Source organism: Deltaproteobacteria bacterium, from assembly GCA_016933965.1.
GTDB lineage: Bacteria > Desulfobacterota > Syntrophia > Syntrophales > UBA2210 > JAFGTS01.
On sequence record JAFGTS010000042.1, the window covers coordinates 24,948 to 49,795 of the forward strand.

Annotated in this window: 20 protein-coding genes and 1 tRNA gene; 17 read left to right on the top strand and 4 right to left on the bottom strand. The window is 53.1% G+C overall.

What is annotated here, in order from left to right:
- Positions 1–204: 204 nt before the first annotated feature.
- The 5 genes from rpsF to dnaB all read left to right on the top strand — a co-directional run bounded on the left by rpsF (position 205) and on the right by dnaB (position 4,280).
- Positions 205–738 (top strand): 30S ribosomal protein S6, encoded by a 534-nt coding sequence (gene rpsF / locus JXO48_09800; protein MBN2284170.1) that lies wholly within the window; start codon positions 205–207, stop codon positions 736–738.
- A gap of 2 nt (positions 739–740) precedes the next feature.
- A complete protein-coding gene (locus JXO48_09805; protein MBN2284171.1) occupies positions 741–1,103 on the top strand; it encodes a 30S ribosomal protein S18 in 363 nt (120 codons plus the stop codon).
- 211 nt (positions 1,104–1,314) lie between these two features.
- Positions 1,315–2,205, top strand: coding sequence for a DUF2232 domain-containing protein (locus JXO48_09810; GenBank protein ID MBN2284172.1), 891 nt, complete (start codon positions 1,315–1,317; stop codon positions 2,203–2,205).
- A 266-nt stretch (positions 2,206–2,471) separates the two neighbouring features.
- Positions 2,472–2,918: a 50S ribosomal protein L9 gene (locus JXO48_09815; GenBank protein ID MBN2284173.1), complete on the top strand. Its 447-nt coding sequence runs from the start codon at positions 2,472–2,474 to the stop codon at positions 2,916–2,918.
- A gap of 9 nt (positions 2,919–2,927) precedes the next feature.
- Positions 2,928–4,280, top strand: coding sequence for a replicative DNA helicase (gene dnaB / locus JXO48_09820; GenBank protein ID MBN2284174.1), 1,353 nt, complete (start codon positions 2,928–2,930; stop codon positions 4,278–4,280).
- Between the two features lie 4 nt (positions 4,281–4,284).
- Here dnaB and rpoH read toward each other — a convergent pair whose 3' ends face one another.
- Positions 4,285–5,148 carry an RNA polymerase sigma factor RpoH gene (rpoH, locus tag JXO48_09825; GenBank protein ID MBN2284175.1) on the bottom strand — a complete coding sequence of 288 codons (864 nt, stop codon included), beginning with the start codon at positions 5,146–5,148 and terminating at the stop codon, positions 4,285–4,287.
- A 166-nt stretch (positions 5,149–5,314) separates the two neighbouring features.
- On the opposite strand from rpoH, the gene JXO48_09830 reads away from it, so the two are divergent.
- The 12 genes from JXO48_09830 (at position 5,315) to JXO48_09885 (ending at position 18,793) form a co-directional block, all read left to right on the top strand.
- The gene (locus tag JXO48_09830) at positions 5,315–6,172 is read left to right on the top strand and encodes a diadenylate cyclase (protein MBN2284176.1); all 858 of its coding nucleotides are present in this window, start codon (positions 5,315–5,317) and stop codon (positions 6,170–6,172) included.
- A 127-nt stretch (positions 6,173–6,299) separates the two neighbouring features.
- On the top strand, positions 6,300–8,879 hold the full coding sequence (clpB, locus tag JXO48_09835) for an ATP-dependent chaperone ClpB (GenBank protein ID MBN2284177.1): 2,580 nt from the start codon (positions 6,300–6,302) through the stop codon (positions 8,877–8,879).
- A gap of 86 nt (positions 8,880–8,965) precedes the next feature.
- Positions 8,966–9,811 (top strand): zinc metalloprotease HtpX, encoded by an 846-nt coding sequence (gene htpX, locus JXO48_09840; GenBank protein MBN2284178.1) that lies wholly within the window; start codon positions 8,966–8,968, stop codon positions 9,809–9,811.
- A gap of 297 nt (positions 9,812–10,108) precedes the next feature.
- Entirely contained in the window at positions 10,109–10,591 is a 483-nt protein-coding gene (locus JXO48_09845; GenBank protein ID MBN2284179.1) for a DUF1844 domain-containing protein, read from the top strand.
- Positions 10,588–11,427, top strand: a complete 840-nt coding sequence (locus tag JXO48_09850; GenBank protein ID MBN2284180.1) for a 4-(cytidine 5'-diphospho)-2-C-methyl-D-erythritol kinase — start codon at positions 10,588–10,590, stop codon at positions 11,425–11,427. The genes JXO48_09845 and JXO48_09850 overlap by 4 nt, the downstream gene beginning before the upstream one ends.
- A gap of 12 nt (positions 11,428–11,439) precedes the next feature.
- Positions 11,440–11,514: transfer RNA gene (locus JXO48_09855), tRNA-Gln, on the top strand.
- Between the two features lie 27 nt (positions 11,515–11,541).
- Entirely contained in the window at positions 11,542–12,483 is a 942-nt protein-coding gene (locus tag JXO48_09860; GenBank protein ID MBN2284181.1) for a ribose-phosphate pyrophosphokinase, read from the top strand.
- A gap of 9 nt (positions 12,484–12,492) precedes the next feature.
- Positions 12,493–13,182 carry a 50S ribosomal protein L25 gene (locus tag JXO48_09865; GenBank protein ID MBN2284182.1) on the top strand — a complete coding sequence of 230 codons (690 nt, stop codon included), beginning with the start codon at positions 12,493–12,495 and terminating at the stop codon, positions 13,180–13,182.
- Positions 13,183–13,201: 19 nt separating this feature from the next.
- Complete coding sequence (locus tag JXO48_09870; protein ID MBN2284183.1) at positions 13,202–13,792, top strand: aminoacyl-tRNA hydrolase; 591 nt, start codon at positions 13,202–13,204, stop codon at positions 13,790–13,792.
- Positions 13,793–13,801: 9 nt separating this feature from the next.
- Positions 13,802–15,853 carry a sodium-translocating pyrophosphatase gene (locus JXO48_09875; GenBank protein MBN2284184.1) on the top strand — a complete coding sequence of 684 codons (2,052 nt, stop codon included), beginning with the start codon at positions 13,802–13,804 and terminating at the stop codon, positions 15,851–15,853.
- Positions 15,854–16,009: 156 nt separating this feature from the next.
- Entirely contained in the window at positions 16,010–17,107 is a 1,098-nt protein-coding gene (ychF, locus tag JXO48_09880) for a redox-regulated ATPase YchF (protein ID MBN2284185.1), read from the top strand.
- Between the two features lie 717 nt (positions 17,108–17,824).
- Positions 17,825–18,793, top strand: a complete 969-nt coding sequence (locus JXO48_09885; protein ID MBN2284186.1) for a phosphotransferase — start codon at positions 17,825–17,827, stop codon at positions 18,791–18,793.
- A gap of 809 nt (positions 18,794–19,602) precedes the next feature.
- On the opposite strand, the gene JXO48_09890 is transcribed toward JXO48_09885, so the two are convergent.
- From JXO48_09890 to JXO48_09900, 3 genes are all read right to left on the bottom strand, one after another.
- Positions 19,603–21,717 (bottom strand): sigma 54-interacting transcriptional regulator, encoded by a 2,115-nt coding sequence (locus tag JXO48_09890; protein MBN2284187.1) that lies wholly within the window; start codon positions 21,715–21,717, stop codon positions 19,603–19,605.
- 267 nt (positions 21,718–21,984) lie between these two features.
- Positions 21,985–24,015 (bottom strand): elongation factor G, encoded by a 2,031-nt coding sequence (gene fusA, locus JXO48_09895; protein MBN2284188.1) that lies wholly within the window; start codon positions 24,013–24,015, stop codon positions 21,985–21,987.
- Positions 24,016–24,041: 26 nt separating this feature from the next.
- Positions 24,042–24,662, bottom strand: coding sequence for a GerMN domain-containing protein (locus tag JXO48_09900; protein MBN2284189.1), 621 nt, complete (start codon positions 24,660–24,662; stop codon positions 24,042–24,044).
- Positions 24,663–24,848 lie beyond the last annotated feature (186 nt).

Here is a 24,848-nt window from a genome sequence, read left to right on the forward strand (position 1 = left end):
AAGGTTTGAATGCTTTGAAAGTGAAAGAGTATTGACAGTGTGCATGTTATTAGTATAGAAAAACGTACCATTGCCGGAGAAAAAAGTTGCTTTTCGCCGGATGATGGTGTAAAGAATCGCGGATTTGTCGAAACCTATAATTAAATACTGGACTCCTTGCCCGGGTCGGGAATCCGGGCTACAGAGCCGTGAGGAGGTGTTCATTTGAGAAGATACGAAACTGTCTTCATCGTTCACTCCGACCTGTCATCGGATGAACTCAACAGTCTGGTAGAGCGCTACCAATCAATCATAACATCGCTGAAGGGGATCATCATCAGGCTCGATAACTGGGGAAAGCGAAGGCTTGCCTACCCCATCGAGAAGCGCCGGGAAGGTACGTACATATTCGTCGAGTTCGCTTCCGACAATGATGCCGTTTTCGAAATGGAAAGAAATTTCAAGATCGATGAACGGATCATGCGGTACCTGACGGTCAAGCTCAGCGATCATGTCGATCCCGTAAAGCTTGAGGAGGAACTGGCGGCGGCCGCGGCGAAACGCGAGGCTCAGGCTCAGGCTCAGGCAGCGGCCCAGGTACTGGAGGAATCGGCCGCCGAGGGCGAAACGCACTCTGAGACCCCGGTCGAGGAGGAACCTGCGCCTGAATCGCCGGCACCCGAGGAGAGTGCGGCGGAAGTGAAACCGTCGGATCCCGGTGCTGAAACGGATACAGAAGAAAAGACGGGGGATGAATAACGATGGCTGAAGAGAGAGAAACAAGAACAACCGGGACACGGGCCCCGGGAGGACGGGGACCGGCCACACGGGGACCGGTCACACGGGGTCCGGGAGGACGGGGACCGGGGGGAAGAAGCGCTTCCGCGTCGCGGGGCGGCAAGAAGTTCTTTCACCGACGGAAAGTATGCCGGTTCTGCGTCGACTCCGAATTAAAGATAGATTATAAAAATCCTGCGATCCTGAGGAATTTTCTGACCGAGAGGGGGAAGATCATTCCACGACGGATCACCGGAACCTGCGCGAAGCATCAGAGAGAGTTGACGGTTGCCATCAAACGGTCGCGATCACTGGCATTGCTTCCCTATGTTGTTTCCGAGGCATAGAAACATAGCGGGTCCTGAGACGTTTCCGGCACTGAATGGTTCGACACCGCGTGCGACCGCAGAAAGGAGGCGTACCGTCCTTTGCGCGACGAGCGGGTAATGTCCGTGGGTATATTCCGGGGAACGGCCGAATAAGAGGAAATCCGGTTTTCATAATGGTGGAGGTGTCCCGATTCGGGAATATTTTTTTGCTGTTGCCATTACCTCTCTCATGTTCGTCACCGTATCAGTGGTTCCGGTGATGGGGTCCCTGAGCGCCGTTCTTGTGCCGCTTCCCCTGCTGTATTATTACTCCCGGTTCGGCAGAGCGCCAGGTGTGATCGTTTTTGGTCTTGCCCTGTTGATCACGGTGATCGTATCACCCCTGACAGGGTCGGCTCCCGACATCCGTTTTCTCATTCTGTCCGCCCTGATCGGTCCCGTTCTTTCTGAAACGCTCAGGAAAAACTATTCGGTGGAACGAACCGTGGTACAGACCACGGGTATAATTCTGCTTGCCGGATGCTCTGTGCTTCTTTATGAAAGTGTCGTCCGCGACTTCAGTCCCTGGCGGCTCATTGAAACGTCCATCCTGGAAATGGTCCGTTACAATCTTGATGCCTACCCGGCGGGGGAAATGTCACGGCAGATTGAATTCATCAGGGAAAATGCTCCCCTCATCGCGAAAGCCGTGACCCACCTCTTCCCCGGCCTTGTCATAGCGGCCACGGCCTTTTCCGTCTGGGTGAACATCCTTGAAGGAAGAGTTCTTTTTACAATGAGAAGGATGTGGTACCCCGATTTCGGTACCCTTTCCCGGTGGAAGGCCCCGGACAGTGTTGTCTGGCTGCTCATCGGTGCGGGCGTTTTTATCATAATCCCGCTCTGGTGGATACGGGTCGTCGGATTCAACATGATGATCGTTCTATTTTTAGTCTATCTGCTTCAGGGGGTGGCGATCGTCTCATATTATTTTCAACAGAAAAACATCCCCCTGTTTTTCCGGGGGTTTGCATATTTTATGATTTTTGCCCAGCAGTTCCTATTGCTTGTTGTCATCGGGCTGGGAATTGTCGATATCTGGGCCGATTTTCGAAAACTGAACCGCTCATCGCAAGTTTGAGTACCTTTTTGTTTTGATTCGTTGTATTGTTATGAACATTCACCCTCACAACGAATATTGATGCTCACAAACAATGATGGCCTCGTAAAAAGCCGCAATACCCATGCAGATGGGGAGGCTTTGTAAAAAGCTCCGGAGGCAGGACGCGCGGATCCTGAGGAATGAAACGTACGTGTTCGTACGTCGCAATGACGAAGGAGGAGCTGGGTGCTGCATATGGACGTTTTACGAAGTCGTCAACAATGAATCCGGTGAAGGAGGATTGCATGAAGGTTATTTTGAAGGAGAACGTAAAGGACCTCGGAAAAACGGGAGATGTGGTCAATGTGTCCGACGGCTATGCCCGGAACTTCCTTATCCCGCGGGGACTGGTGATAGAGGCGAGCAACAAGAACGTGAAGACGCTCGAGCACGAAAAGCGCCTGATCGCGAAGAAAGTGGAGAGAGAAAAAGAAAAGGCACAGCTTCAGGCCGACAGGATTGCGGGTATGACGATTACCGTCTTTCGCAAGGTCGGCGAACAGGAAAAACTTTTCGGCTCCGTGACCACAAAGGATGTTGAAACGGCGCTGAGCGAGCAGAATATCGAGATGGACCGTAAAAACATCATTCTTGAAGAGCCGATCAAGAGTCTCGGTGAATTTCCCGTCAAGGTGAAGCTTCACCGCGAGATCTCCGTGGAGATAACGGTTATCGTAAAGGCCGAGGAATAGGACGATCCCATGAAACAGGGCGATGCTACTCTCTATAAAGTTCCACCGCAGAATCTCGAAGCGGAGCAGTCCGTCCTGGGCGGCATCCTTCTGGACAATATTGCCGTCAACAACGTCATCGAGGTCCTGGAGGTAGAGGATTTTTACAGTGAGGCGCACAAGAAGATATACACCGCTCTTATCGCCCTCTCGGACAGGAACGAGCCCTGCGACCTGATAACCCTGAGCAGCATCATGAGGGACAGAAAGGAGCTTGACACGGTCGGCGGTGAGGCCTACCTCGCGTCACTGGTTGACTCGGTTCCCTCTGCGGCGAACATCGTGTATTACGCGAAAATAGTCAAGGAGAAGGCGATCCTGCGGAAACTGATCGGGGCCGCGACCAGGATAATCCAGCAGAGTTACGATTCAGGTACGGACATAGACAGTATCCTGGACGCGTCGGAACATTCCATATTTGAGATCTCCGAGAACAAGATAAAGCCGGCTTTCTATCCGATAAAAGAGATCATCAAGGATAGTTTCCGGTCCATAGAGGCCCTGTACGAGCGGAAATCCCTGATAACGGGTGTTCCCACGGGATTTCAAAAGGTCGATGAACTGACCTCGGGTCTTCAGAAGGCCGACCTGATCGTCGTGGCGGGGAGACCGAGCATGGGCAAAACCGCCTTCGCCATCAACATAGCACAGCAGACGGCCATAGAGCACAACATCCCCGTGGCCATCTTCTCCCTTGAGATGTCCAAGGAACAGCTTGCCTTCCGCATGCTTGCATCCGAGGCACGGGTCGATTCGCAACGCCTGCGAAAGGGATTTCTGGGGGACCTGGATTGGCCGAAGCTGACAACGGCTGCGGGAAAATTGTCGGAGGCCCCCATTTACATCGATGACACACCGGCTATTTCCGTCCTTGAAATGAAGGCCAAGGCGCGAAGGCTCAAGGCCGAGAGGGGACTCGGCCTGGTCGTCCTTGATTACCTGCAGTTGATGCGGGGCCGGGATTTGTCGTTGCCGCGTGAACAGGAGATCTCCGAGATCAGCCGTTCACTCAAGGCCCTGGCAAAGGAACTGGATATTCCCGTCATGGCCCTCTCACAGCTGAACCGGCAGGTCGAGGCGCGGGCGGACAAACGCCCACAGCTCGCAGACCTCAGGGAATCGGGGGCGATCGAACAGGATGCCGATGTGATCATGTTCATCTACCGTGATGAGGTCTATAACAAATCGGAAGATAATCCCGAGAAGGGAAAAGCCGAGATCATCGTCGGCAAACAGAGAAACGGGCCCACTGGCCTGGTGAACCTTGTTTTTCTGAAAGAATATACGCGATTTGAAAATCTCGCCGTCGGTTTCGAGGACTGACCGTCTACCGCTCCGGCAAAAGCCCCCGTTCTTCTCCCAGATAGGGCAGGGCCGTCCGGAGCTTTCTCAGGGCTTCCTTTTCGATCTGGCGGGCCCGTTCCCGCGTGATGTTGAAGCGATCGCCGATCTCCTGCAAGGTTTCCGGTTTTTCCGCCATTGTCCTGTGTTTGATGATGTAATATTCGCGCTCGTTCAGATGAGAGAGCGCCCCGTCGATGTTTTTCTTGACCAGTGCCGTTTCTTGCTTCCTGATAAGGGCGTCTTCCTGGCTGATCCCCTCATCGGCGAGCTGATCGATGTACATTGAATCGCCTTCATCATCGATGGAAGCGTCGAGAGAGACATCGCGGTTCATCAACCGCAGGTCCATTTCCTCTATTTCCGTTTCCTTGACGTTGAGCAGGTCCGCTATTTCTTTGAATTCCGGATTTTTTTCAGATATTCCCTCAAGCTTGCGTTTTGCCTGGGCGAGCTTGAAGAAAAGCTTGCGCTGGGCCTGCGTCGTGCCGATCTTCACGATGCTCCATGTCTTCATGATGTAATTCTGCATGTAGGCCCGGATCCACCACACGGCATAGGAGATCAGGCGGTAACCCCTGTAGGGATCGAATTTTTTTACGGCGTGCATGAGCCCGATGTTGCCTTCCTGGATCAGGTCTATCAGTTTTATCCCGTAGTTCCTGTACTCGTGGGCGATCTTTACGACGAACCGCAGGTTTGACGTGACCAGTTTCTCCGCCGCTTCCATGTCGTTCGTCTTGACGAAGCTGACGGCAAGTTTGAATTCCTCTTCGGCCGTCAGAATGGGAAACTGGTTGATCTCGGATATGTAAAGGTCCAGTGTGTCGGTTACTGCCGGAAGCTGCATGTCTGTCTGTGATAAACCCCCTGTCAATTTTCAAATTTAACATTCTAACGATATGAGGTCCTGCAGTCAAGGCTTTTTAACCTCTTGCTTTCCTTGACAGAGCTCGCGGCCATGGTTAGATTAACACCGAAAGCGGATGATGAAAAAACCCGTTACAGGAGGTCCCGTGAAATCAGTCAATACGTCGATCATGGAGTTCGCCGGCAGATTCGCGAAGGAGATAAAGGCGAAAGCGATACTGGTGTACGGTGACGTGGCCCAGGATATCGTTCTCGATCAGGACAAGGACGGATATTACCGGACGATCCTGATCACCCGGGATGGCGGAGAAACGAAAGCGGACGGAGGCGTAAAGACGATCACCATTCCCGATGTGGAGTTCACCCGTCTGAGCCAGATCAAAATAGCCGTTACAAAGGGCATAGCCACGGGTCTTTTTGAAAAGGGGGACAAACTGGTCTGCCTGACAGGGATCACCCGGTTCGGGTACATAGACAGCATCTTCATCATCGATGTGGGTAAGGAATTTGAAATACTCACCTCGGAAGATATTTCGGATTTTTTTGAAGGTATATACCCTGAGGTCTTTGAAACGGTCCTCAACATCGCCCTTGAGCTCGGTGCTCAGGGCAGGGAAGGCCGCCAGGTCGGGACCATTTTCATCCTCGGTGACCATGAACGGGTCATGCAGTTGTCGCGGCAGATGATCATCAATCCCTTCATGGGCTATAAAGAGGAAGAGCGAAACATCCTCGATCAGAACCTGCGGGAAACGATCAAGGAGTTCTCGGCCCTTGACGGGGCGTTCATCGTCAAGGAAAACGGTGTTCTGGTCACGGCGGGAAGGCATCTGAGCGCTGCCCTGGAAAGCAAGGAATTCCCGCAGGGTCTCGGAAGCAGGCATATAGCGGCCGCGGGAATTACAAGCGTTACCGACGCCATTGCCATCGTCGTTTCCGAATCGACGGGCACGGTGAGAATCTTCAAGAAAGGAAAGATGTTTGTTGATATTGAAAAAGCGTGAGGGTCGCAATGAGGCGATAGGCCGACAACGGGAGTGAGAGCGTCCCGCCGGCGGGCATCCCGGCCGGGATGGAGTATGAGCGGTGTGATGCTCGAGGCTTGTCGCTTTTTTGTGAAAAGGAGGACATATGAGATTTGATAAATTAACATTGAAACTTCAGGAAGCCCTTCAGAATGCTGAAACCATTACCGGTAACTACGGCCACCAGGGTGTTGATGCGGAGCAGCTGCTCCTCGCCATGGTTCAGCAGCCCGAAGGGATCGTTCCGGAGATATTGAAAAAGCTCGGCACCGATCCGGTGCAGATCGAGGGGGAACTTGCAAGGGTCCTGAAACGGCTTCCCTCTGTTTCCGGTGCCGACGAACGATATATGAGCCCCCGGTTGAAGAAGGTCCTTGACCGCTCCTTCTCGGAGGCTTCGCAGTTCCAGGATGAATATGTGAGTGTGGAGCATGCGCTGCTCGCCATTGCCGAGGACGATGGAGAGGCCGGCCGGATCCTGAAAAAGAACGGCGTGACACGGGACGCGATACTCCAGGTTCTCGTCGATATCCGGGGCGGCCAGCGGGTGACCGATCAGAACCCGGAAGAAAAATACCAGGCCCTGAAACGGTTCGCGAAGGATTTCAACGAAATAGCCAGAAAAGGCGGTTTTGATCCCGTTATCGGGCGGGATGATGAAATTCGACGGATCATGCAGGTCCTGTCGCGGAGAACGAAAAACAACCCCGTTCTGATTGGTGAGCCCGGTGTGGGTAAGACGGCGATCGTGGAAGGCCTGGCGCAGCGGATCGTCAACGGTGACGTGCCGGAAAGCCTGAAGGACAAGAGGGTCATCGGTCTCGACATCGGGGCCCTTGTGGCCGGAGCGAAATACCGGGGCGAGTTCGAAGACCGGCTGAAGGCGGTCCTCAAGGAAGTGACCGCCGCGCAGGGAGAGATCATCCTTTTTATTGACGAGCTGCATACCATGGTCGGGGCCGGGGCCGCGGAAGGCGCCGTGGATGCTTCGAACATGCTGAAACCGGCCCTCGCACGCGGTGAGCTGCGCTGCGTGGGCGCAACGACACTGAACGAATACCGGAAGTATATCGAAAAGGATGCGGCCCTTGAGCGGCGTTTTCAACCCATCATCGTTCAGGAACCGACCGTGGAGGATACCATTGCGATCCTGCGCGGTCTGAAGGAGCGGTACGAGGTTCACCACGGTGTGAGGATCACCGATGCGGCGCTCATTGCGGCGGCAACCCTTTCGGACCGTTATATCAGCGACCGGTTTCTGCCCGACAAGGCAGTTGACCTCATCGATGAGTCGGCATCCCGTCTCAGGATCGAACTGGACAGCATGCCGGCGGAAATAGACACGGTCGAGAGAAAGATCATGCAACTCGAGATAGAGCGGGAATCCCTGAAAAAGGAAAGCGACACCTCGTCGAGGGAGCGCCTTGATAAACTGAACAGGGAACTGGCGGAGCTTGAAGAATCCCGGGACGGCATGAAGCTGCACTGGACCCGGGAAAAGGACGCCATCAAGGCGATCCAGACCATCAAGGAAAGCCTGGAGGAGTGCAAGACGGCTGAACAGAATGCCATGCGTGACGGTGACCTGGCGAAGGCGGCCGAGATACGGTATGACACACTGGTGCGTCTCGAAAAGGAGTTGGCTCAGAAGACGGGAGAGCTGGCACAGTTACAGCAGGATGCAAAAACCCTGAAGGAAGAAGTGGACGAAGAGGATGTCGCGGAGGTCGTGGCGAAATGGACGGGTATTCCCGTGGCCCGCATGATGGAAAGCGATATCCAGAAACTGCTCCACATGGAGGAGCGCCTCAAGCTCCGGGTCGTGGGACAGGACGAGGCGATACGGATCGTTTCAAATGCCCTTCGCCGGGCGCGGTCGGGGCTCCAGGACCCGAACCGGCCGATCGGTTCCTTCATCTTCATGGGACCTACCGGTGTGGGAAAGACGGAGTTGAGCAAGGCCCTCGCGGAATTCATGTTCGATGACGAGCACGCCATGGTGCGGATCGATATGTCGGAGTTCATGGAAAAGCATTCCGTCGCCCGGCTTATCGGTGCCCCTCCCGGGTATGTGGGGTATGAAGAGGGCGGGTACCTGACCGAGTCGGTCCGCCGCCGGCCTTATTCGGTCCTGCTCTTTGATGAGATTGAAAAGGCCCATCCCGATGTCTTCAATATCCTGCTTCAGATACTCGATGACGGCAGGCTGACGGACGGGCACGGCCGTACCGTCGATTTCAAGAATACCATCAATATTATGACGTCGAACATCGGCGGCCAGTGGTTGCAGGATCCCACTCTTGAGAGCGAGGAACAGCATCGACGGACGATGGACGCCCTGCGGGCGACATTCAAGCCGGAATTCCTGAACCGGATCGACGATATCATTACCTTCAGGGCACTGACCCTGAGTGATATCGCCCATATCGTCGACATCCAGATGAAGATGCTCAGGAAACGGCTGTCCGGCAGGAAAATGGACATTGAGTTGACCAAAAAGGCAAAACAGCATATTGCAGAGATCGGATTCAACCCGACTTACGGAGCCCGGCCGCTGAAGCGGGCACTTCAGAAACTGGTCGAGGACCGTCTGGCGCTGGAGATCCTCGAAGGCGTATTCGTTGAGGGAGACCGCATCCTGGTCGATATTGACGAAAACGGGTCGGTCGTGTTTACGAAAAAATAAGGGTCTGATGACCGCTTCAAAAGGGATACAAATACGGGCAACGTACCGGTAACATACCGGTAACATGTGATTATGGAGGTATATCAATGAATACCATGAGAACCGTCATTCTACTCGGCGCGTTGACGGGGCTTTTGATCCTGATCGGGGGATATTTCGGCGGGACGCAGGGAATGGTCATTGCCTTTCTCTTTGCGGTGATCATGAATTTCGGGAGTTACTGGTTCTCCGACAGGATCGTCCTGTCCATGTACCGCGCGCAGGAAATATCCGAGAGTGATACCCCGGAACTTTATGCGATCGTAAAGGATCTCGCTCTTCGGGCGGGTATTCCCATGCCGCGGGTCTGCATCGTTCCCAGCGGTACTCCGAATGCCTTCGCCACCGGCAGGGATCAGGAACATGCCGTCGTGGCGGTAACGGAAGGGATCCTGAGGGTCCTCAACCGTGATGAGCTTGAGGGTGTTCTGTCCCACGAACTGACCCATATCAAGAACAAGGACATGATGATCGGTTCCATCGCGGCTACCATTGCCGGTGCGGTCATGGTCCTTGCCGGCATGGCGCGGTGGGCGGCCATTTTCGGGTTCGGCGGCGGTGATGACGATGAAGGGGGTGGCATTGTCGGCCTCCTCCTTATGTCCATCCTTGCGCCCATAGCCGCAATGCTGATCCAGATGGCCATTTCACGGTCCCGGGAGTACCTCGCCGACGAGGGGGGAGCCAGGATATCAGGCAAACCCGAGGGACTGGCAAACGCCCTCGAGAAACTCTCGCGGGCCTCGCAGGCCATGCCCATGCGGGCAAATCCCTCTTCGGCGCATCTCTTTATCGTCAATCCCCTGACGGCGAAATCCTTCGCCGCCCTCTTCAGCACCCATCCCCCTGTTGAAAAGAGGGTGGAGCGATTGAGGAACATGAAGATAGCGTAGTAACGAGCAATTTGCAAACTGTCGATCACGGAAGCCACCGTGCCGGTACCGGGCGGTGGCTTTTTTTGCAAGTGCCTGGGTGCGGGATGAGGATAAGAAGGATTATGCGGATTACGGATTAGCGGATTACGGATTAGGGTGGGTAGATCAAAAAAATGTTCCCGATTTCCGATTCCCGAATCACGAATCACGAATTCAGTATCCCGAATCACGATGATGGTGGACATGGAGCCTGCTTTGTGGTACAAATCTTGACCGTCGGTTATATGTTTAAAGAATTGAAATCAGGAGGGTAATATGACCGAAGGGAATGACGAAGAAAAGGGGTTTGTCATTAAGGACAGAAGGCGTTTCAGCGGGGAGGGCGAGGCCCGGGCAGAATCCGGGACGGAAGAAAAGCCTGCTGAAAAGATAACAGATCAGCAGAAGGCGGCGAAAGAAGAAGCACCTGAAGAGCAGTCCGGGGGACGGGAGCGGAGGGAACCCGGCCCCGGTGAACAGGCGCAGGAGAGCGAAGAGGAAGACTATGTGCTTCCCGAGGTGAATTTCGCCACCTTTATTCTGTCGCTGCACACCTCCGCCCTCTTTCACTTCGGTGAACTGCCGGATCCCGTGACGAACGAACGCCGGAAGAATATTGCGGCCGCGAAACAGACCATCGATATTGTGGACATGCTGAAGAAAAAGACACAGGGGAATCTCGAGGAGGAGGAACAGCACCTGATCGACGGGGTCCTCTATGAATTAAGGATGCGTTATGTGAAAGAGGCCAAGGAGTGATCACCAGACTTGCGCCGGCGAAGGTGAATCTGTATCTGAAAGTTCTCGGTAAACGGGCGGACGGCTATCATCATATTTTGACCCTGATGCAGCGCGTCGGTCTCTATGATGAATTGACCTTTTCCCCCGGATCTGACGGACTGGCGGTTCGATGTCCCGGAAGCGAACTTCCTGAAGACAAAGGGAATATCGTTCATCGGGCGGCCCGGTCTCTCTTTGAGCACGTGTCACGATCCCCCGGCGTGGAGATAACCATAGGAAAGAACATTCCCATAGCGGCCGGTCTTGGAGGCGGGAGTTCCGACGCTGCAACGACCCTCCTGACGCTGAATGAAATGTTCGAATTCGGCTGTTCCGGGGAAGAACTGATGAAGATCGGTGCCCGTATCGGGGCGGACGTTCCCTTTTTCATTTTCGGGAAAACGGCCTGGGCGACCGGTATCGGCGAGCGTCTCGAACCCGCCGGAGATATTCCCGCTTTGTCGTTCCTCCTGGTCAATCCGGGCTTTGAATTGTCCACACGTACGGTGTATGAAGGCTTAAAAATGGGATTGACAAACGGGGTAATACAATATAATATGCCGCGATTCCAAACACTGACCCAGGTTGTTAGAGGATTGTATAACGATTTGGAGAGGGTATCTATACGGCTGCACCCCGTTATATCGGAGATCAAGAAGCTTCTCATGGAACACGGGGCAATCGGTTCATTAATGTCCGGCAGTGGCCCTACCGTTTTCGGAATCTTCAGGAATGAGGAAGATACAATTGCGGCTGAACGGGAAGTAGCAAAGGTGCAGGTCGGTTCTGTGTTCAGGGCACAATCCATCCCATGATTTTTGATGTAATGGGGCGTCGTCAAGTGGTAAGACACAGGATTTTGGTTCCTGCATTCGGAGGTTCGAATCCTCCCGCCCCAGCCATTTATAACGGAAGAATGAAATAATCAGATGCTTGAGAGAATCAAGATATTTTCGGGAAATTCAAACATTCACCTGGCGGAAGGTATCTGCAGGAAACTGGGCGTGCGGCTTGGAGATGCCCAGGTGACCACCTTCAGCGACGGAGAGACCCGGGTCGAGATCGATGAAAATGTCCGGGGAATGGATGTCTTCATCATTCAATCCACCTGTACCCCCGTGAACAACAGCCTGATGGAATTGCTCATCATGATCGATGCCATGAAGCGGGCCTCGGCTGATCGGATCACGGCTGTTATTCCCTATTACGGCTATGCCCGGCAGGACAGAAAGGTGGTTCCCCGGGCGCCGATCACGGCCAAGCTGGTGGCCGACCTGATCACCACCGCCGGCGCGACCCGCATCCTGTCCGTTGATCTGCACGCCGGCCAGATCCAGGGCTTCTTCAATATTCCCGTGGACAATCTTTACGCAACGCCGCTCCTTCTCGACTACATACGAAACAGGCAGATGAAAAACATGGTGATCGTATCACCCGATACGGGTGGCGTCGTCCGGGCCCGGGCCTTTGCCAGACGGCTCGGTGCATCACTGGCGATCGTCGACAAGCGCAGGGATACGCCGAACGAATCGCAGGTTATGAATATCATCGGGTCTGTCAGGGACATGAACGTTATCATCCTCGACGACATGATCGACACGGCGGGAACCATGGTGCAGGCCGCGGAGGCCTTGAAGGAGAACGGGGCGCTGGAGGTCACGGCGTGTTGTACGCATCCCGTCCTGTCGGGCCCTGCCATTGAACGGATCGAAGCATCGGAGATCTCGGAGGTTGTGGTTACCGACACCATCCCTCTCAGAGAGAACGCGCATTCCTGTTCGCGGATAACCATTTTATCCATTGCTGATACGCTCAGCGAGGCGATCAAGCGCATTTATTATAATGAATCAATCAGTTCGTTGTTTGTATAGGAGAATTGCATGAAGACGATGACGTTGGAAGCATGGCGCCGCGAGGATACCGGGAAGGGTGCTTGCAGAAGATTACGGGCCGAGGGACGTGTGCCGGCCGTTTTTTACGGGTATCAGGCGGACCCTGTTTCGCTGTCTGTGCGTGATGCGGAATTGATCAGGCTTATTGAGATGGCGCGCATTGAAAGCCTTTTCGTCAACCTTGCCATCAGCGACGATGATACCGTTCATGAAAAACTCTCCATCATCAAGGATTACCAGGTGAATTCGGTCAAGAAGCATCTTGTTCATGCCGATTTCTATGAAATCAAGATGGATAGAGAAGTGGTCATAGAACTTCCCATAAGTCTGGTCGGAGAACCGGCCGGTCTTGAACAGGGGGGTGAGCTGACCCAGTCGAAGCGGGAATTGAAGGTCTCCGGACTCCCTTCGATACTGCCCGAGGCGGTCGAGGTGAATGTCAGCCATCTGGAACTCGGCGATTCCCTGCGGGTTGCCGATGTGGCACTGGCTGAGGGAATTACCGCCCTTGATTCGGAGGATTCGGTGATTGCCACCGTCGTCGCGACACGGCGGGCCCTGACCGCTGCAGAGATGGAGCAAGCCGAAGCCGCCGAGGCTGCCGAGGAAGCGTCCGCTGTTGAGGAAGCCGCTGAAGAAGCCGCAGCCGAAGAGGGCAGTGAGGAGAAAGGCGAGTAGCGTTTATACAATGCTTCCCCTGAAGCTCATTGCCGGTCTTGGCAATCCGGGTGACCGGTATCTGCACAGCCGACATAATTTTGGTTTTATGGTTCTTGAAAATCTTGCGCGGGAAAACAATATTCCGGTCAGTGAAAGGCGGTTTGATTCTCTCATGGGAAGGGGGGTTCTTGAAGGGACACCGGTTATTTTAGCAAAACCTCAGACCTTCATGAACCTCAGCGGGATTTCCCTTGAAAAGCTGGTTGGATATTTCAAGGTGCCCTGCGAAGATGTCATTGTTCTTCATGATGATCTGGATATCGTTCTTGGCGATATTCGGATAAAACAGGGAGGAGGTGACGGAGGGCATAAAGGAGTCATGTCGATCATCGATCACCTGGGTGAGGCGGAATTCATCAGGGTTCGTCTGGGTATTGGAAGACCCCCCGCGGATGATATGGTTGAGTCCTACGTCCTGAAACATTTTTCCGCGGCCGAAAAGGCGGTGGTGCCCGGCGTTATCACACGGGCCACGCAGGCGGTGCTGGAGATAATTGCATCGGGAGCGCAGGCGGCGATGAACAGATTCAATGTAAGGATTACAAACAATTCAGGTAAGGAGGTATAGTCAAGGATCATGGAATTTTTAGTAAATTATGCATGGTTATGGGGCCTCATCGGGCTGATTCTGGCGTTTCTTATCTATAAGTATGTAACGTCATTTTCGCCCGGTAATGAAGTTATGGTTGAAATCATGGAGCGGATTCATGCCGGTGCCATGGTGTTTCTGAAACGGGAATATAAAATAATCGCGATTTTTGTGGTCATTGTATTTGTCGTTCTTTTCTTCGCCCTCGAGAACAGTATGTCGGCGGTGGCCTTCCTCTCGGGTGCCATCGGCTCACTGCTGGCCGGTGTCTTCGGTATGCAGGCGGCGACACTTTCGAACGCAAGGACCGCTGAAGCCGCAAATACCCACGGACAGGGCAAGGCGCTGACGGTGGCGTTTTTCGGCGGTTCGGTCATGGGGCTGTCCGTTGCTTCCCTCGGTCTCCTTGGACTGGGTATATTCTTCTACTATTTTTCGGAGAAAGACCCGGTCGTCATCAACGGTTTTGCCATGGGTGCTTCCTCGATCGCCCTCTTTGCCCGTGTCGGCGGTGGTATCTTCACGAAGACGGCCGATGTCGGCGCCGACCTGGTCGGTAAGATTGAAGCCGGTATTCCCGAGGACGACCCGAGAAATCCCGGTGTGACCGCCGACAACGTCGGTGACAACGTCGGGGATATCGCCGGTATGGGCGCCGACCTGTACGAATCTTACTGCGGTTCGGTTGTCGCGGCCATTGCCATCGGGGCCACCATGGGGGAATTCAAGAGTGTCTGGATGATGCTTCCCATGCTGTTCATCGTTGTGGGACTTCTTGCCTCGGTTATCGGGATCGGGCTCTTCAACTTCCTGAAGAACATGAAACCACAGTCCGCCCTGAGCAATTCTCTCTATATCGCCGGAATTCTTTTCATCATTGCGGCATTTGTCGTTGTGAAATATTCGACGGCCAACATTCCGATCGAGCACCTGAAAGAGCTGGGCATGATCGGAAAACTGGGCCCCTTCTGGGCCGTTCTTCTCGGTATCATCGCCGGTATGCTTATCGGTGCGGTAACAGAATACTACACGGCACGCGGTCCTGTCGAGAGGGTCGCCGCAGCCTCCCAGACGGGTCCGGCGACGAACATCATCACGGGATTCGCCGTAGGCCTTGAAAGTGTTGTTGCCCCGGTGTTCTTTATCGCCATAGCGATCTGGCTGGCCTATATCGCCTGCGGTCTTTACGGTATTGCGATCGCCGGCGTGGGGATGCTCGGCACGGTCGGTATGACCATGTCCGTCGACAGCTACGGTCCCATCGCGGATAACGCCGGCGGTATCGCCGAGCAGGCACATATGCCCCATCAGGTACGTGAGATCACCGATGGTCTTGATGCAGTCGGCAACACCACGGCGGCCATTGGAAAAGGGTTCGCCATCGGTTCTGCCGCGCTGACGGCCCTGGCCATGTTCGCCGCCTATACAGCGACGATCAAGACCTTCCCCGGTTTTGAGAACTTTGCTCTCGACCTGACGGAAGCCCATGTCATTACGGGTGTCTTTCTCGGCGGCCTGTTCCCCTGCCTGGTGGCGGCCCTGACCATGAGCGCCGTCGGTGATGCGGCGTTTGACATGGTCAATGAGATCAGGCGTCAGTTCCGGGAAATCCCTGGGATCATGGAAGGCACGACACCTCCCGACACGAACCGATGTGTTGATATCGCCACCACGGCGGCCCTCAAGAGAATGATCTTTCCCGGAGTTTCCGCCGTTCTGGCACCGGTGCTTGTCGGGATATTGATCGGTCCCCATGCCTTGGGTGGATTTTTGGCCGGCGCGACGCTGGTAGGTGTCATCATCGGTCTTCTCATGGCGAATGCCGGTGGCGCCTGGGATAATGCAAAGAAATTCATCGAAAAGGGCAACTTCGGCGGCAAGGGTTCCGACGCCCACAAAGCGGGCGTTGTCGGTGACACCGTCGGCGACCCCTTCAAGGATACCTCCGGTCCTTCGATGAACATTCTGATCAAGCTGATGTCGGTTGTTTCGCTGGTTACCGCTCCGGCGATCGTCGTGATGTACCAGATGATTTACTAACAGTTCACAGCAGAGTTGGTATGAAAAGGGGTGGAATCAGTTCCACCCCTTTTTTTCTGTTTCCTTGACAGTATCGCCGAAACAATCTACCTTCGGTTGCAATACCGGTGGTGTTTGAAGCGGTCCCGGATATACCGTGAGGAAAGGGGAGAACCAGTGGGATTCAGGTGCGGGATAATCGGACTTCCGAACGTGGGAAAATCGACGATCTTCAACGCGCTCACGGCAGCCGGCGCGGAGGTGGCGAATTACCCCTTCTGTACGATCGATCCGAACGTGGGCATTATGCCTGTTCCTGATGAGCGTCTTGAATTCATAGCGGGCATCATCAAACCGCCGAAATTCACCTACACAACAATGGAGTTCGTCGATATTGCCGGACTGGTACGCGGTGCAAGCAAAGGAGAGGGATTAGGGAATAAATTCCTCGGTAATATCCGTGATGTGGATGCGATCGTCCACATAGTGAGATGTTTTGATGACCCGAACATATCCCACGTACATGGTAAGATCGATCCGCGGAGCGATATTGAGGTCGTCAATACTGAACTGATCCTTGCCGACCTTGAGACGGTGGAGAAAAGGATCGCCAAGGTCGAGCGGCAGTCAAAAGCGGGGGACAAATCGTTCGTCAGAGAGCTGAACACCTGCGGGAATATCAGGGACATGCTTGGCAGAGGGATACCCGCCCGGCTTGCGGTCATTGAGAATGAGGAGGATGAGAACACGCTCAGGGAACTCCATTTACTCACGGCTAAGAATATCCTTTACGTGGCGAACGTGAGTGAAACCGTTCTCAGGAACGGATACCCGTATATTGCGGATGTCCTGGAAACAGCCCGAAGCGAGGGAGCCAGAGCAATTGTGATTTGTGGTGATATGGAATCGGAAATAGCCGCACTGCCGCCTGAAGAGAGAAGGGATTTTCTCGATGATCTTGGTCTCGATGAATCGGGTCTCCAGAAACTGGTCAAGGCCGGATACGAGATGCTTGACCTGATAACGTTCTATACCACGGCCGGAACGGAACTGAGGGCATGGACGATCAGAAGAGGGACCAGGGCCGCTGCGGCGGCCGGCAGAATCCACTCGGACATGGAACGTGGGTTCATCCGTGCCGAGGTCCTTGCCTATGAAGATTTTTTTCGGCTTCAAAGCATGACCGAAGCGAAAGATAAGGGAGTGCTTCGTTTCGAAGGAAGGGATTATGTCGTTCGGGACGGAGATATCATTTTTTACCGCTTCAAAGTGTAAAAACCCTCTCATCGATCTCCTTGAGAAATTTTCGGAAAATGAATACAGACCTCGTTTCCAGGTAGAAAATGGGTACTGCATATACCCATTTCATGCTCAGCAAAATCATTCTTGTCAGGGCGCCGGAATCGTGATTGTATGATGCTCCATGGACGGTTTCACCGATAGTGCTTTCTCCTTTATTTGTAAGTGTAATTGCAGAAAGGTTTGTTTTACGTTTCCTGCGGGAAGCGTCTCCTCGTTCAGGATCAACGGTCACGCTGGACGTGGTGGGGGGGGAGAGACAGGGTCTTGCTTGTTAACCGCAGAAACCCCCGAAATGGTCACCAAGGGAACAAGCAAGACCCTTCCTCAAATTCCGATCCGTTTCTGTAACATCCTTCGTCATTCCACAGAGGGCAGTATTTCCTTTTCAGCTCACCTCCAAGAAAATTTCTGTCATTTTCAGGATTCAAGGTGCCAAGGTTTCAAGGGTTCAAGTGGAAAACCGGGAATGTCCAAGAATGTGAATCTATCTTGGACATCACGCCGAACATGAATGAATACGAGCACTATATAAAAGTACAATACGAAAAAACGACCCCTTGACCCCTCTAATCCTTTCCCCACGTCATTCCCGGCCCTCTCATGCTCGGCGTGGCAGCCGTTCTTGTGCTTTGCCGGGATGTATGGCACAATAAATCTTACTTTAAAAAAAAGCACCTGGTTTGAACGGTTGTGACTAAGCAGCAATCCATAGGAGACTTAGGTCGCTTCTGGGGCTTTTCATTCGAGAAGGTTCGGGAGGACCTCCCCCTTGCCGGGAGTCCCGAACGTTCGGTCAACAGGTATGTTCTTGAGGAAGCACTGGGTGGGCTGTATATCCTTGAGGAGCTTTCCCCCGGGAGCTTGTACCGGAAACGGAAGATCGCGGAAGCTCTCCATTACCTCCGTGCGGCGGGATTAACCCCGATACAGCCCTGTCTGAAGAACCGGCGGGGGGATTTCATTACCGAAACTGAAGGAAAGTACTGGCAGGTCATGCCGTATGTCCAGGGGGTCCCTCTGCGCCGGCCGTCTTATGTTGACGATGAGTGGCGGGGGAGACTGCTCGCGGACTTCCTTGTCCGATTGCGGGTGGTTGCCGGAGATATCCCATTTTTCAACCCGCTGAAGCCCTTTTCTATCGCGGCCTATATCCATCATTTCATGATGGTACTGGAGCGGCATGATCCCGACATGAAACAAAGGGTTTCACCATTGTTCGATTTTCTGAAACGATCTTTCATGGATATACACGATGATCTCCCCCGGGGTTTCTGTCATGGCGATTACCATGTGATGAATGTTATCTGGGGCGCCTCCGGTATAAAAGCAGTCATCGACTGGGAATTTTCCGGGTTCAAACCGAACATGTACGATGTCGCGCTTCTGATAGGCTGTGTGGGCATTGAGGATCCGGAGGCACTGACGGGCGGTCTTGTGAATGCATTTCTCTCGGGACTCAGCGGATCGGAACTGATGGAACCTGGCAACCGAAGCGGAAGCGTTCTGCCCGAGTTCGTCCTTGCCGTTCGTTTTGCCTGGCTTGCAGATTGGCTGAGAAGAGGGGATAGGAATATGGTTTCTCTTGAACTTGACTATATGAGCCTTCTTGTTGAAAATTGCGAACTTTACCGTGATGCATGGTGCAGGCGGGTATCGTGAGAAAAGGAACGGCCGCAGCAGAAGCTGCGGCCGTTCGTAATCCGTATATATACCAAGAGGCGTTGCAGTCCTCTCAGATTCGAGGGGGGGGTGCCGGCGGATGGAAAGGAGGGAACCAAAAACCACCCGCCGGCAGTATAAATTGAGGGGGATTGAGTGCCTCAATACTCGCAGATCCTCATGGACCGGTTGGCGGTGGGCTACTTAAGGAGGGATGTGTGGATTGCCGACAACCTTATTCGTCCTGTTGAAAATCTGAGAGAAAAAACTCTGAGCTTGCTTCCTTCGTTATGGAATTCTTCTTTTCTTCCGTAATCCCGTCGCTCAATTCTTCATTTGTTGATACGAAGAAGCTTTGTTCTCGATTCTCTTCTTCTTTTAAAAGATCGCTTTTGCTTACGTTTGTAGTTCGTTTTGTTCTTTCTTTCCTGCTTGCCTTTTTCATAAATACCTAAAAACCCGTTCCAAACACCGCCTTTGAAAATAACCCGGTCTAGCAATCTTGAAAGAACTTGAAGAAGCTGTTTGTTCTATGTGTTCGCAATAACGATGCCATTATCCGGAAAATCGTTTTTATTTTTTTCAAAAAAATAAAAATGTAAGTGACAACGGTAGGTTATAAAAGAATAACCTTTCAGTGACGGTGGAGATCGCAGCGGATTTGTCGGGAGGGAACATGAAATGCCTGCAAGGGGCTGCATTTCTGTGCGATATGCGCACTATTATGAGGCTATCGGCTCTTCTTCGCTGAATATATGCAGCAGGAGAGGTGTGCTATTATAGAACATGCTGTTTGATATTCGCACACATTAGTGAGGGGGAAGAAAATCAAAGGTGGAATCATCATAGTCTTCAACTTTTTTCAGCTCACGGATCAGCGTGTACCGGGATATTCCCAGTTGCCGGGCCGCCGCCGTTTTATTACCCCTGTTGATCTCAAGGGCTTTTCTGAGAACTCGTCCCTTGATATTGCCGATAAGCTGGTCCGTCAGGCTTTTATAATCAACCAAACGGGTCTTGTCGAGTTCAAGCGTGTCTACCAGGGTGAGATCAAGTTCCTGGGGAGCCGTTTTCTTGATCTCAGCCGGAAAGTCCTCGGGAGTTATGACGCTTTTTACATTCTGCATGATCATGACCCGTTCGACGATATTTTTCAGTTCCCGGACGTTTCCGGGCCACGGATACTGGCGCAGAATTGTTTCGGCCTTGCTTGAAAAGCCCTTCACGTGTTTGTTGAACTTGTTGTTGAATTCCTCGATGTAATGGTATGCAAGAATAATGATGTCTTCATCGCGTTCTCTGAGCGGTGGAATATTGATAGGGACGACGCTGATCCGGTAGAACAGGTCTTCCCGGAATGTTCCCTTGCTCACCATCTGGCTGAGGTCCCTGTTCGTGGAGAATATGAACCGCACATCAGTAGGGATATTCTCGGTCCCGCCGAGACGCCTGATATATCCGTCCTCGATCATGCGAAGGAATTTTGCCTGAACGGAAAGACTCATCTCCCCGATCTCATCGAGAAGCATTGTGCCGCCTGAGGCATGTTCGATCAGACCAAACTTGCGTTTGCGAGCGTCCGTAAAGGCACCCGCCTCATATCCAAAGAGTTCGCTTTCCAGAAGTGTGCCGGGAATGGCGGCGCAATTAACATCAACGAATCGTTTTGATTTTCTGTTGCTCTGCCGGTGTATCGCCCGGGCAATGAGCTCCTTTCCCGTTCCGCTCTCTCCCTGGACCAGAATGCTGGTGTTGTGCCCGGCAACCTCCTCGATGATGCGGAAAATTTCCAGCATCTTCTGCGAGCTGCCGATTATGTTGTGAAACCCGAGAAGTTTGTACTCCCGTTCTTTGAGCACCGCGATCTCGGATTTAAGCGATTTGGCCTCTCGTGAAAGGAGGGAGTGCATGATGGCGCTGTCGTAAGATGTGGCGGCGTTGATGGCGAGAATGTCCAGGAAATTCCGTTGATCGCTGGTATAGATGCCGTAACGTTTGCTCAGGTACAGAACGCCTTTGAACTTCTCTTTTATCTTGAAGGGGATGGCGATTTCCACGGGAAACCCCTCAAAGAGCGGGGGGAGCCCAAAGCGCTGGGCATGGTCCTGAATGATGGTTTTCTGTGTTTCCAGGGATTTCTGCACGATGCTGCTCTGGATCTTCAGAAAGCATTCGTTTTTCTTATCGGTATAGACCTTCTCACCGTCACTGATGAGTGAATTGTTTTTCTCGACATCGAGAAAGTACATGAGTGCATGATCGGCGTTCCCGATTTTCAGGGCGCTGTTGATCGTGAGCTCATGCATCCGGTCCAGATCATAGATGGCGTTGAGCTGAGAGGCGGCTTCCTGCAGAACGAGCAGTTTCTTTATCTTGTCACTGTTCTCCTCAAAAAGTTTGGCGATCTGGATGACAACACTGACCTGGTTCGCAAAGGTCAGAAGGATGTTGACCTGTTCCGGTGAAAATTGGGACCGTTCCTTTGACCAGAGACTGATGATGCCGACGATCTCATCCTCGATCCTCAGAGGGGCATAGAAGGTGGAGCCTCTTTTATAGAAATTAGTGATTTTCCTATCGGTTTCGGTTATTCTCGGGTCCGTTGCCGAATCTTCCAGGGCGAGGTATTGTCCCGTTTTCGCCACCAGGGTTTCGAGGCATTGGTGACGGTTCAGGTTGAGATTGACCGAAAAGGCACGTTTCGATTCTACGGGGGTGTAGTTCTTGACGACCTTGGTTACGAGATTCTCCCGTTCTTCGTCGAGGAGAAGAATGATTCCCCGATGAAACCCAACGGTTTCAACGACTTCATCAAGGATTTTCTGAAGAATATCGTCGAAACCCAGAGGTGTCGTTATCAGATTGCTGATGCGGAAAAAGCTTTCAAGAAGCCGTTCCGCGGAATATTCAGACTGTGATCTCATTTTCTGGTTCTTCTCCCCTGTAGTTGCAGAAAAGGGTTCGAGGGTTCAACAGCAACTTTTTCGGAGGTGAGCCCATTTTTTTATGTTGCACTGTCCTTGCCGGGGCTCGACTGCTTCGATTTCAAGGGTGGGAATAATAGCCGGAACGGGAGGAAATTGCAAGACGGTTGTTTTTCCTAATGAGAAAGAAGTGTTCATTCCTGAGCAGCCGAAGGATTTTCTTGATCGACAGAAATAGTGACATGGGTCGGAATCAATATCTCGCTTTTATGTTCTGTCAAACTTCAGAAACTGCATCGAAAAGGTCGCTCTTCCCTGTGTGGCCGAACGAAGATCCGTGGAATAGCCGAACATCTGTCTGAGAGGTACTTTCGCCTGTATTTCGCTGATGGGACCCTTGTGGTGTATCTGCTGGATATCTCCTTTTCGTGCATTGATGTTTCCGATGACATCTCCCATGAATTCACTGGGGGTGATGATGTCCACGACCATGATCGGCTCGAGCAGAAAGGCGCCGGCCTTTCCGCATCCGTCGGCGAAGGCCGTTGTTGCGGCTATCCGGTATCCGAGCTCCGACGATTCGCCGTCGCGGCAGGAACCCCCCGTTATCGTGACAATGATGTCCGTTACGGGATACCCTGCCGCGCACCCGCTGAGGGCGGCATCGGAGATCCCTTCCCTGACCGCTTCCCGGTATTCCATGGGTATGGAACCTTCAGCAGCGTTATCGATGATACGAAAGCCGCCACCCCGCTCGTTCGGTTCCAGATGGAGCATGACGCGGCCGTAATGTTTTTTGTCACCCAGTTCCCGATCAAAGACACCTTCAATGTCGACGGTCGACCCGATCGTTTCCCGGTAGACGACCTTCGGTTTTCCCACGTTGACCCGTGTATTGAAACTTCTCATCAACCGGTCTATCACTATTTCAAGGTGAAGCTCACCCATTCCCGAAATGATGGTCTGTGCCGTTTCATCGTCGTACGTGACCTTCAGGGTGGGGTCCTCATCAGTCAGCTTGGCCAGGGCGGTCGCGAGCTTTTCTTGATCCTGCGGTGTCTTTGCTTCCACGGCCTGACTGATGACCGGTTGATAGAATTCGATGGGTTCAAGGATCAGGGGATGGGCCTCATCGCAGAGAGTTTCCCCCGTCGAGGTCTCCTTCAGACCGGCCACAGCGACGATGCTGCCCGCCCCGGCTTCTTCGATCCGCTCCCGTTTATTGGCGTGCATTTTCAGAAGGCGGGCCACCCGTTCCTTGATCTTCCTGTTGGCGTTGTACACCTCGTTCCCGACCTTCATTTTTCCCGCGTATATGCGTGTGTAGGTTACCTTCCGCCCCTCGTCCATCATGATCTTGAAGGCAAGGGCGGCAAAAGGTTCTTTATTGCTGCTGACACGTTTTTCCTTTTCACCGGTGACGGGGTTGATCCCCTCTATGGGAGGGACCTCCGCGGGAGAGGGGAGGTAATCGACGACCGAATCAAGGATGGGCTGGATACCGATATTCCGGAGGGCCGCGCCACAGAGTACCGGCACTCCTTTCAGTGAAATGGTCGCCCTCCTGATGGCCTTCATGATATCCTGGACCGGTATTTCATCGCCGTTCAGATACTGCTCGGCTATCTCATCATCCAGGTCGGCAAGTGTCTCGATCAGCGTTTCACGATGCTTCCGGGTTTCTTCTCCGCGGTCAGGGGGGACGTCGGCAACGCTGAACTGCAGCCCCAGGGTCCGGTCGTCCCAGGTGATGACCCTGTCGTACAGCAGGTCGATCACCCCCGTGAGCGTGTCCCGTTCCCAATAGGGAAGTTGCAGAATCAGCGGCGTCGAGTGAAATCGCTCCTTCATCATCTGAATAGTCCCGGTATAGTCGGCCCCGATCCGGTCCAGTTTGTTGATAAAGGCTATCTTGGGAACGTGATATTTGTCCGCCTGTCTCCAGACCGTTTCGGATTGCGGTTCGACACCGCCGACGGCACAGAAGACGACGATAACGCCGTCAAGCACCCGCAGGGAACGTTCCACCTCTATGGTGAAATCAACGTGTCCGGGGGTGTCGATGATCTGCACCTCCGTATCACGCCAGGCACAGGTGGTGACGGCCGAGGTAATGGTGATACCCCGCTCCTGCTCCTGGGGCATCCAGTCCATGACGGCTTCACCGTTATGGACCTCGCCCATTTTATGGGTTTTCCCCGTGTAGAAGAGTATCCGCTCCGTGACGGTCGTCTTGCCGGCGTCGATGTGGGCGACAATGCCGATATTCCGGATTTTTGACAGTTTCTTCGATGACATCCTGTTCCCTGCCGCTGCTTTGCGGTTTAAGCCGATGATTCCACAATGAGTTCCTTGTTGTTTTCAAAGGGATACCGGGTATCGATATGACCTTTTATCGTCTCGATCTCTTTTCCTTCCACCAGGATCTGAACCCTCTTGACCCCGGGAAGATTGAGGGTGATGGTGTTCGCGAGGGAATACACGGTCATCATCTCGCTGGCGCTTCCCCCGGGGTGGCGCACTATGAAGTCATTATTAAAACTGATACGGGCCGTTCCATCCTTTTCTATCGTTACGGCCGTCACCCTGGTTTCTTCAGGTATTGTTTCGATCAGGTCCGTGCTTGGTCCTTTTATCAGTGCTTCAACAAGTTCCCGTACTTGGTCTTCAGGTGCCCGTGCCTTTGGAATATATCGTGTCTCCGGTATGAGGAACCGTTCGTTGACGTCGGCGAAATAGAGGGTCACCTTCTGTTTTTCCCGGGTTGCGGGAGTTTCCCCTGTTCCCGGTCCTGCGGGAAACATGTATTCAAAAAGGGTGAGAAAGAAAAAGACGAGGAAGCCCACGCCGACCAGTATGATCAGCGACAAAATGAACAACCGCAGGCTCTGCTTCTTTTTCTTTGCCTTGATTTCTTTTGCTTTTCTCTGTTTCTTCGTTGCCATACCATTCCGTCTCCTTGCGGAAAGCCCGCTAAATGTAGGGTATATTTGACATGGTGTCAAGACCAGAAAGTGAATGAACGGCCCCTGAAACACAGAGCCGGAAAGGATATGTGTGAAATGCTGCCTGTGGACCCGGACGTGGTCGGGGAAATGGAATCCTTCTTGTCATATTACAGAGGATTGTCT

Excerpts from the sequence above, each read along its gene's own strand:
- JXO48_09805 (MBN2284171.1), top strand. The coding sequence starts at position 741 with ATGGCTGAAGAGAGAGAAACAAGAACAACCGGGACACGGGCCCCGGGA.
- JXO48_09810 (MBN2284172.1), top strand. The coding sequence starts at position 1,315 with ATGTTCGTCACCGTATCAGTGGTTCCGGTGATGGGGTCCCTGAGCGCC.
- JXO48_09815 (MBN2284173.1), top strand. The coding sequence starts at position 2,472 with ATGAAGGTTATTTTGAAGGAGAACGTAAAGGACCTCGGAAAAACGGGA.
- dnaB (MBN2284174.1), top strand. The coding sequence starts at position 2,928 with ATGAAACAGGGCGATGCTACTCTCTATAAAGTTCCACCGCAGAATCTC.
- rpoH (MBN2284175.1), bottom strand. The coding sequence starts at position 5,148 with ATGCAGCTTCCGGCAGTAACCGACACACTGGACCTTTACATATCCGAG.
- clpB (MBN2284177.1), top strand. The coding sequence starts at position 6,300 with ATGAGATTTGATAAATTAACATTGAAACTTCAGGAAGCCCTTCAGAAT.
- htpX (MBN2284178.1), top strand. The coding sequence starts at position 8,966 with ATGAATACCATGAGAACCGTCATTCTACTCGGCGCGTTGACGGGGCTT.
- JXO48_09845 (MBN2284179.1), top strand. The coding sequence starts at position 10,109 with ATGACCGAAGGGAATGACGAAGAAAAGGGGTTTGTCATTAAGGACAGA.
- JXO48_09860 (MBN2284181.1), top strand. The coding sequence starts at position 11,542 with ATGCTTGAGAGAATCAAGATATTTTCGGGAAATTCAAACATTCACCTG.
- JXO48_09865 (MBN2284182.1), top strand. The coding sequence starts at position 12,493 with ATGAAGACGATGACGTTGGAAGCATGGCGCCGCGAGGATACCGGGAAG.
- JXO48_09875 (MBN2284184.1), top strand. The coding sequence starts at position 13,802 with ATGGAATTTTTAGTAAATTATGCATGGTTATGGGGCCTCATCGGGCTG.
- JXO48_09890 (MBN2284187.1), bottom strand. The coding sequence starts at position 21,717 with ATGAGATCACAGTCTGAATATTCCGCGGAACGGCTTCTTGAAAGCTTT.
- fusA (MBN2284188.1), bottom strand. The coding sequence starts at position 24,015 with ATGTCATCGAAGAAACTGTCAAAAATCCGGAATATCGGCATTGTCGCC.
- JXO48_09900 (MBN2284189.1), bottom strand. The coding sequence starts at position 24,662 with ATGGCAACGAAGAAACAGAGAAAAGCAAAAGAAATCAAGGCAAAGAAA.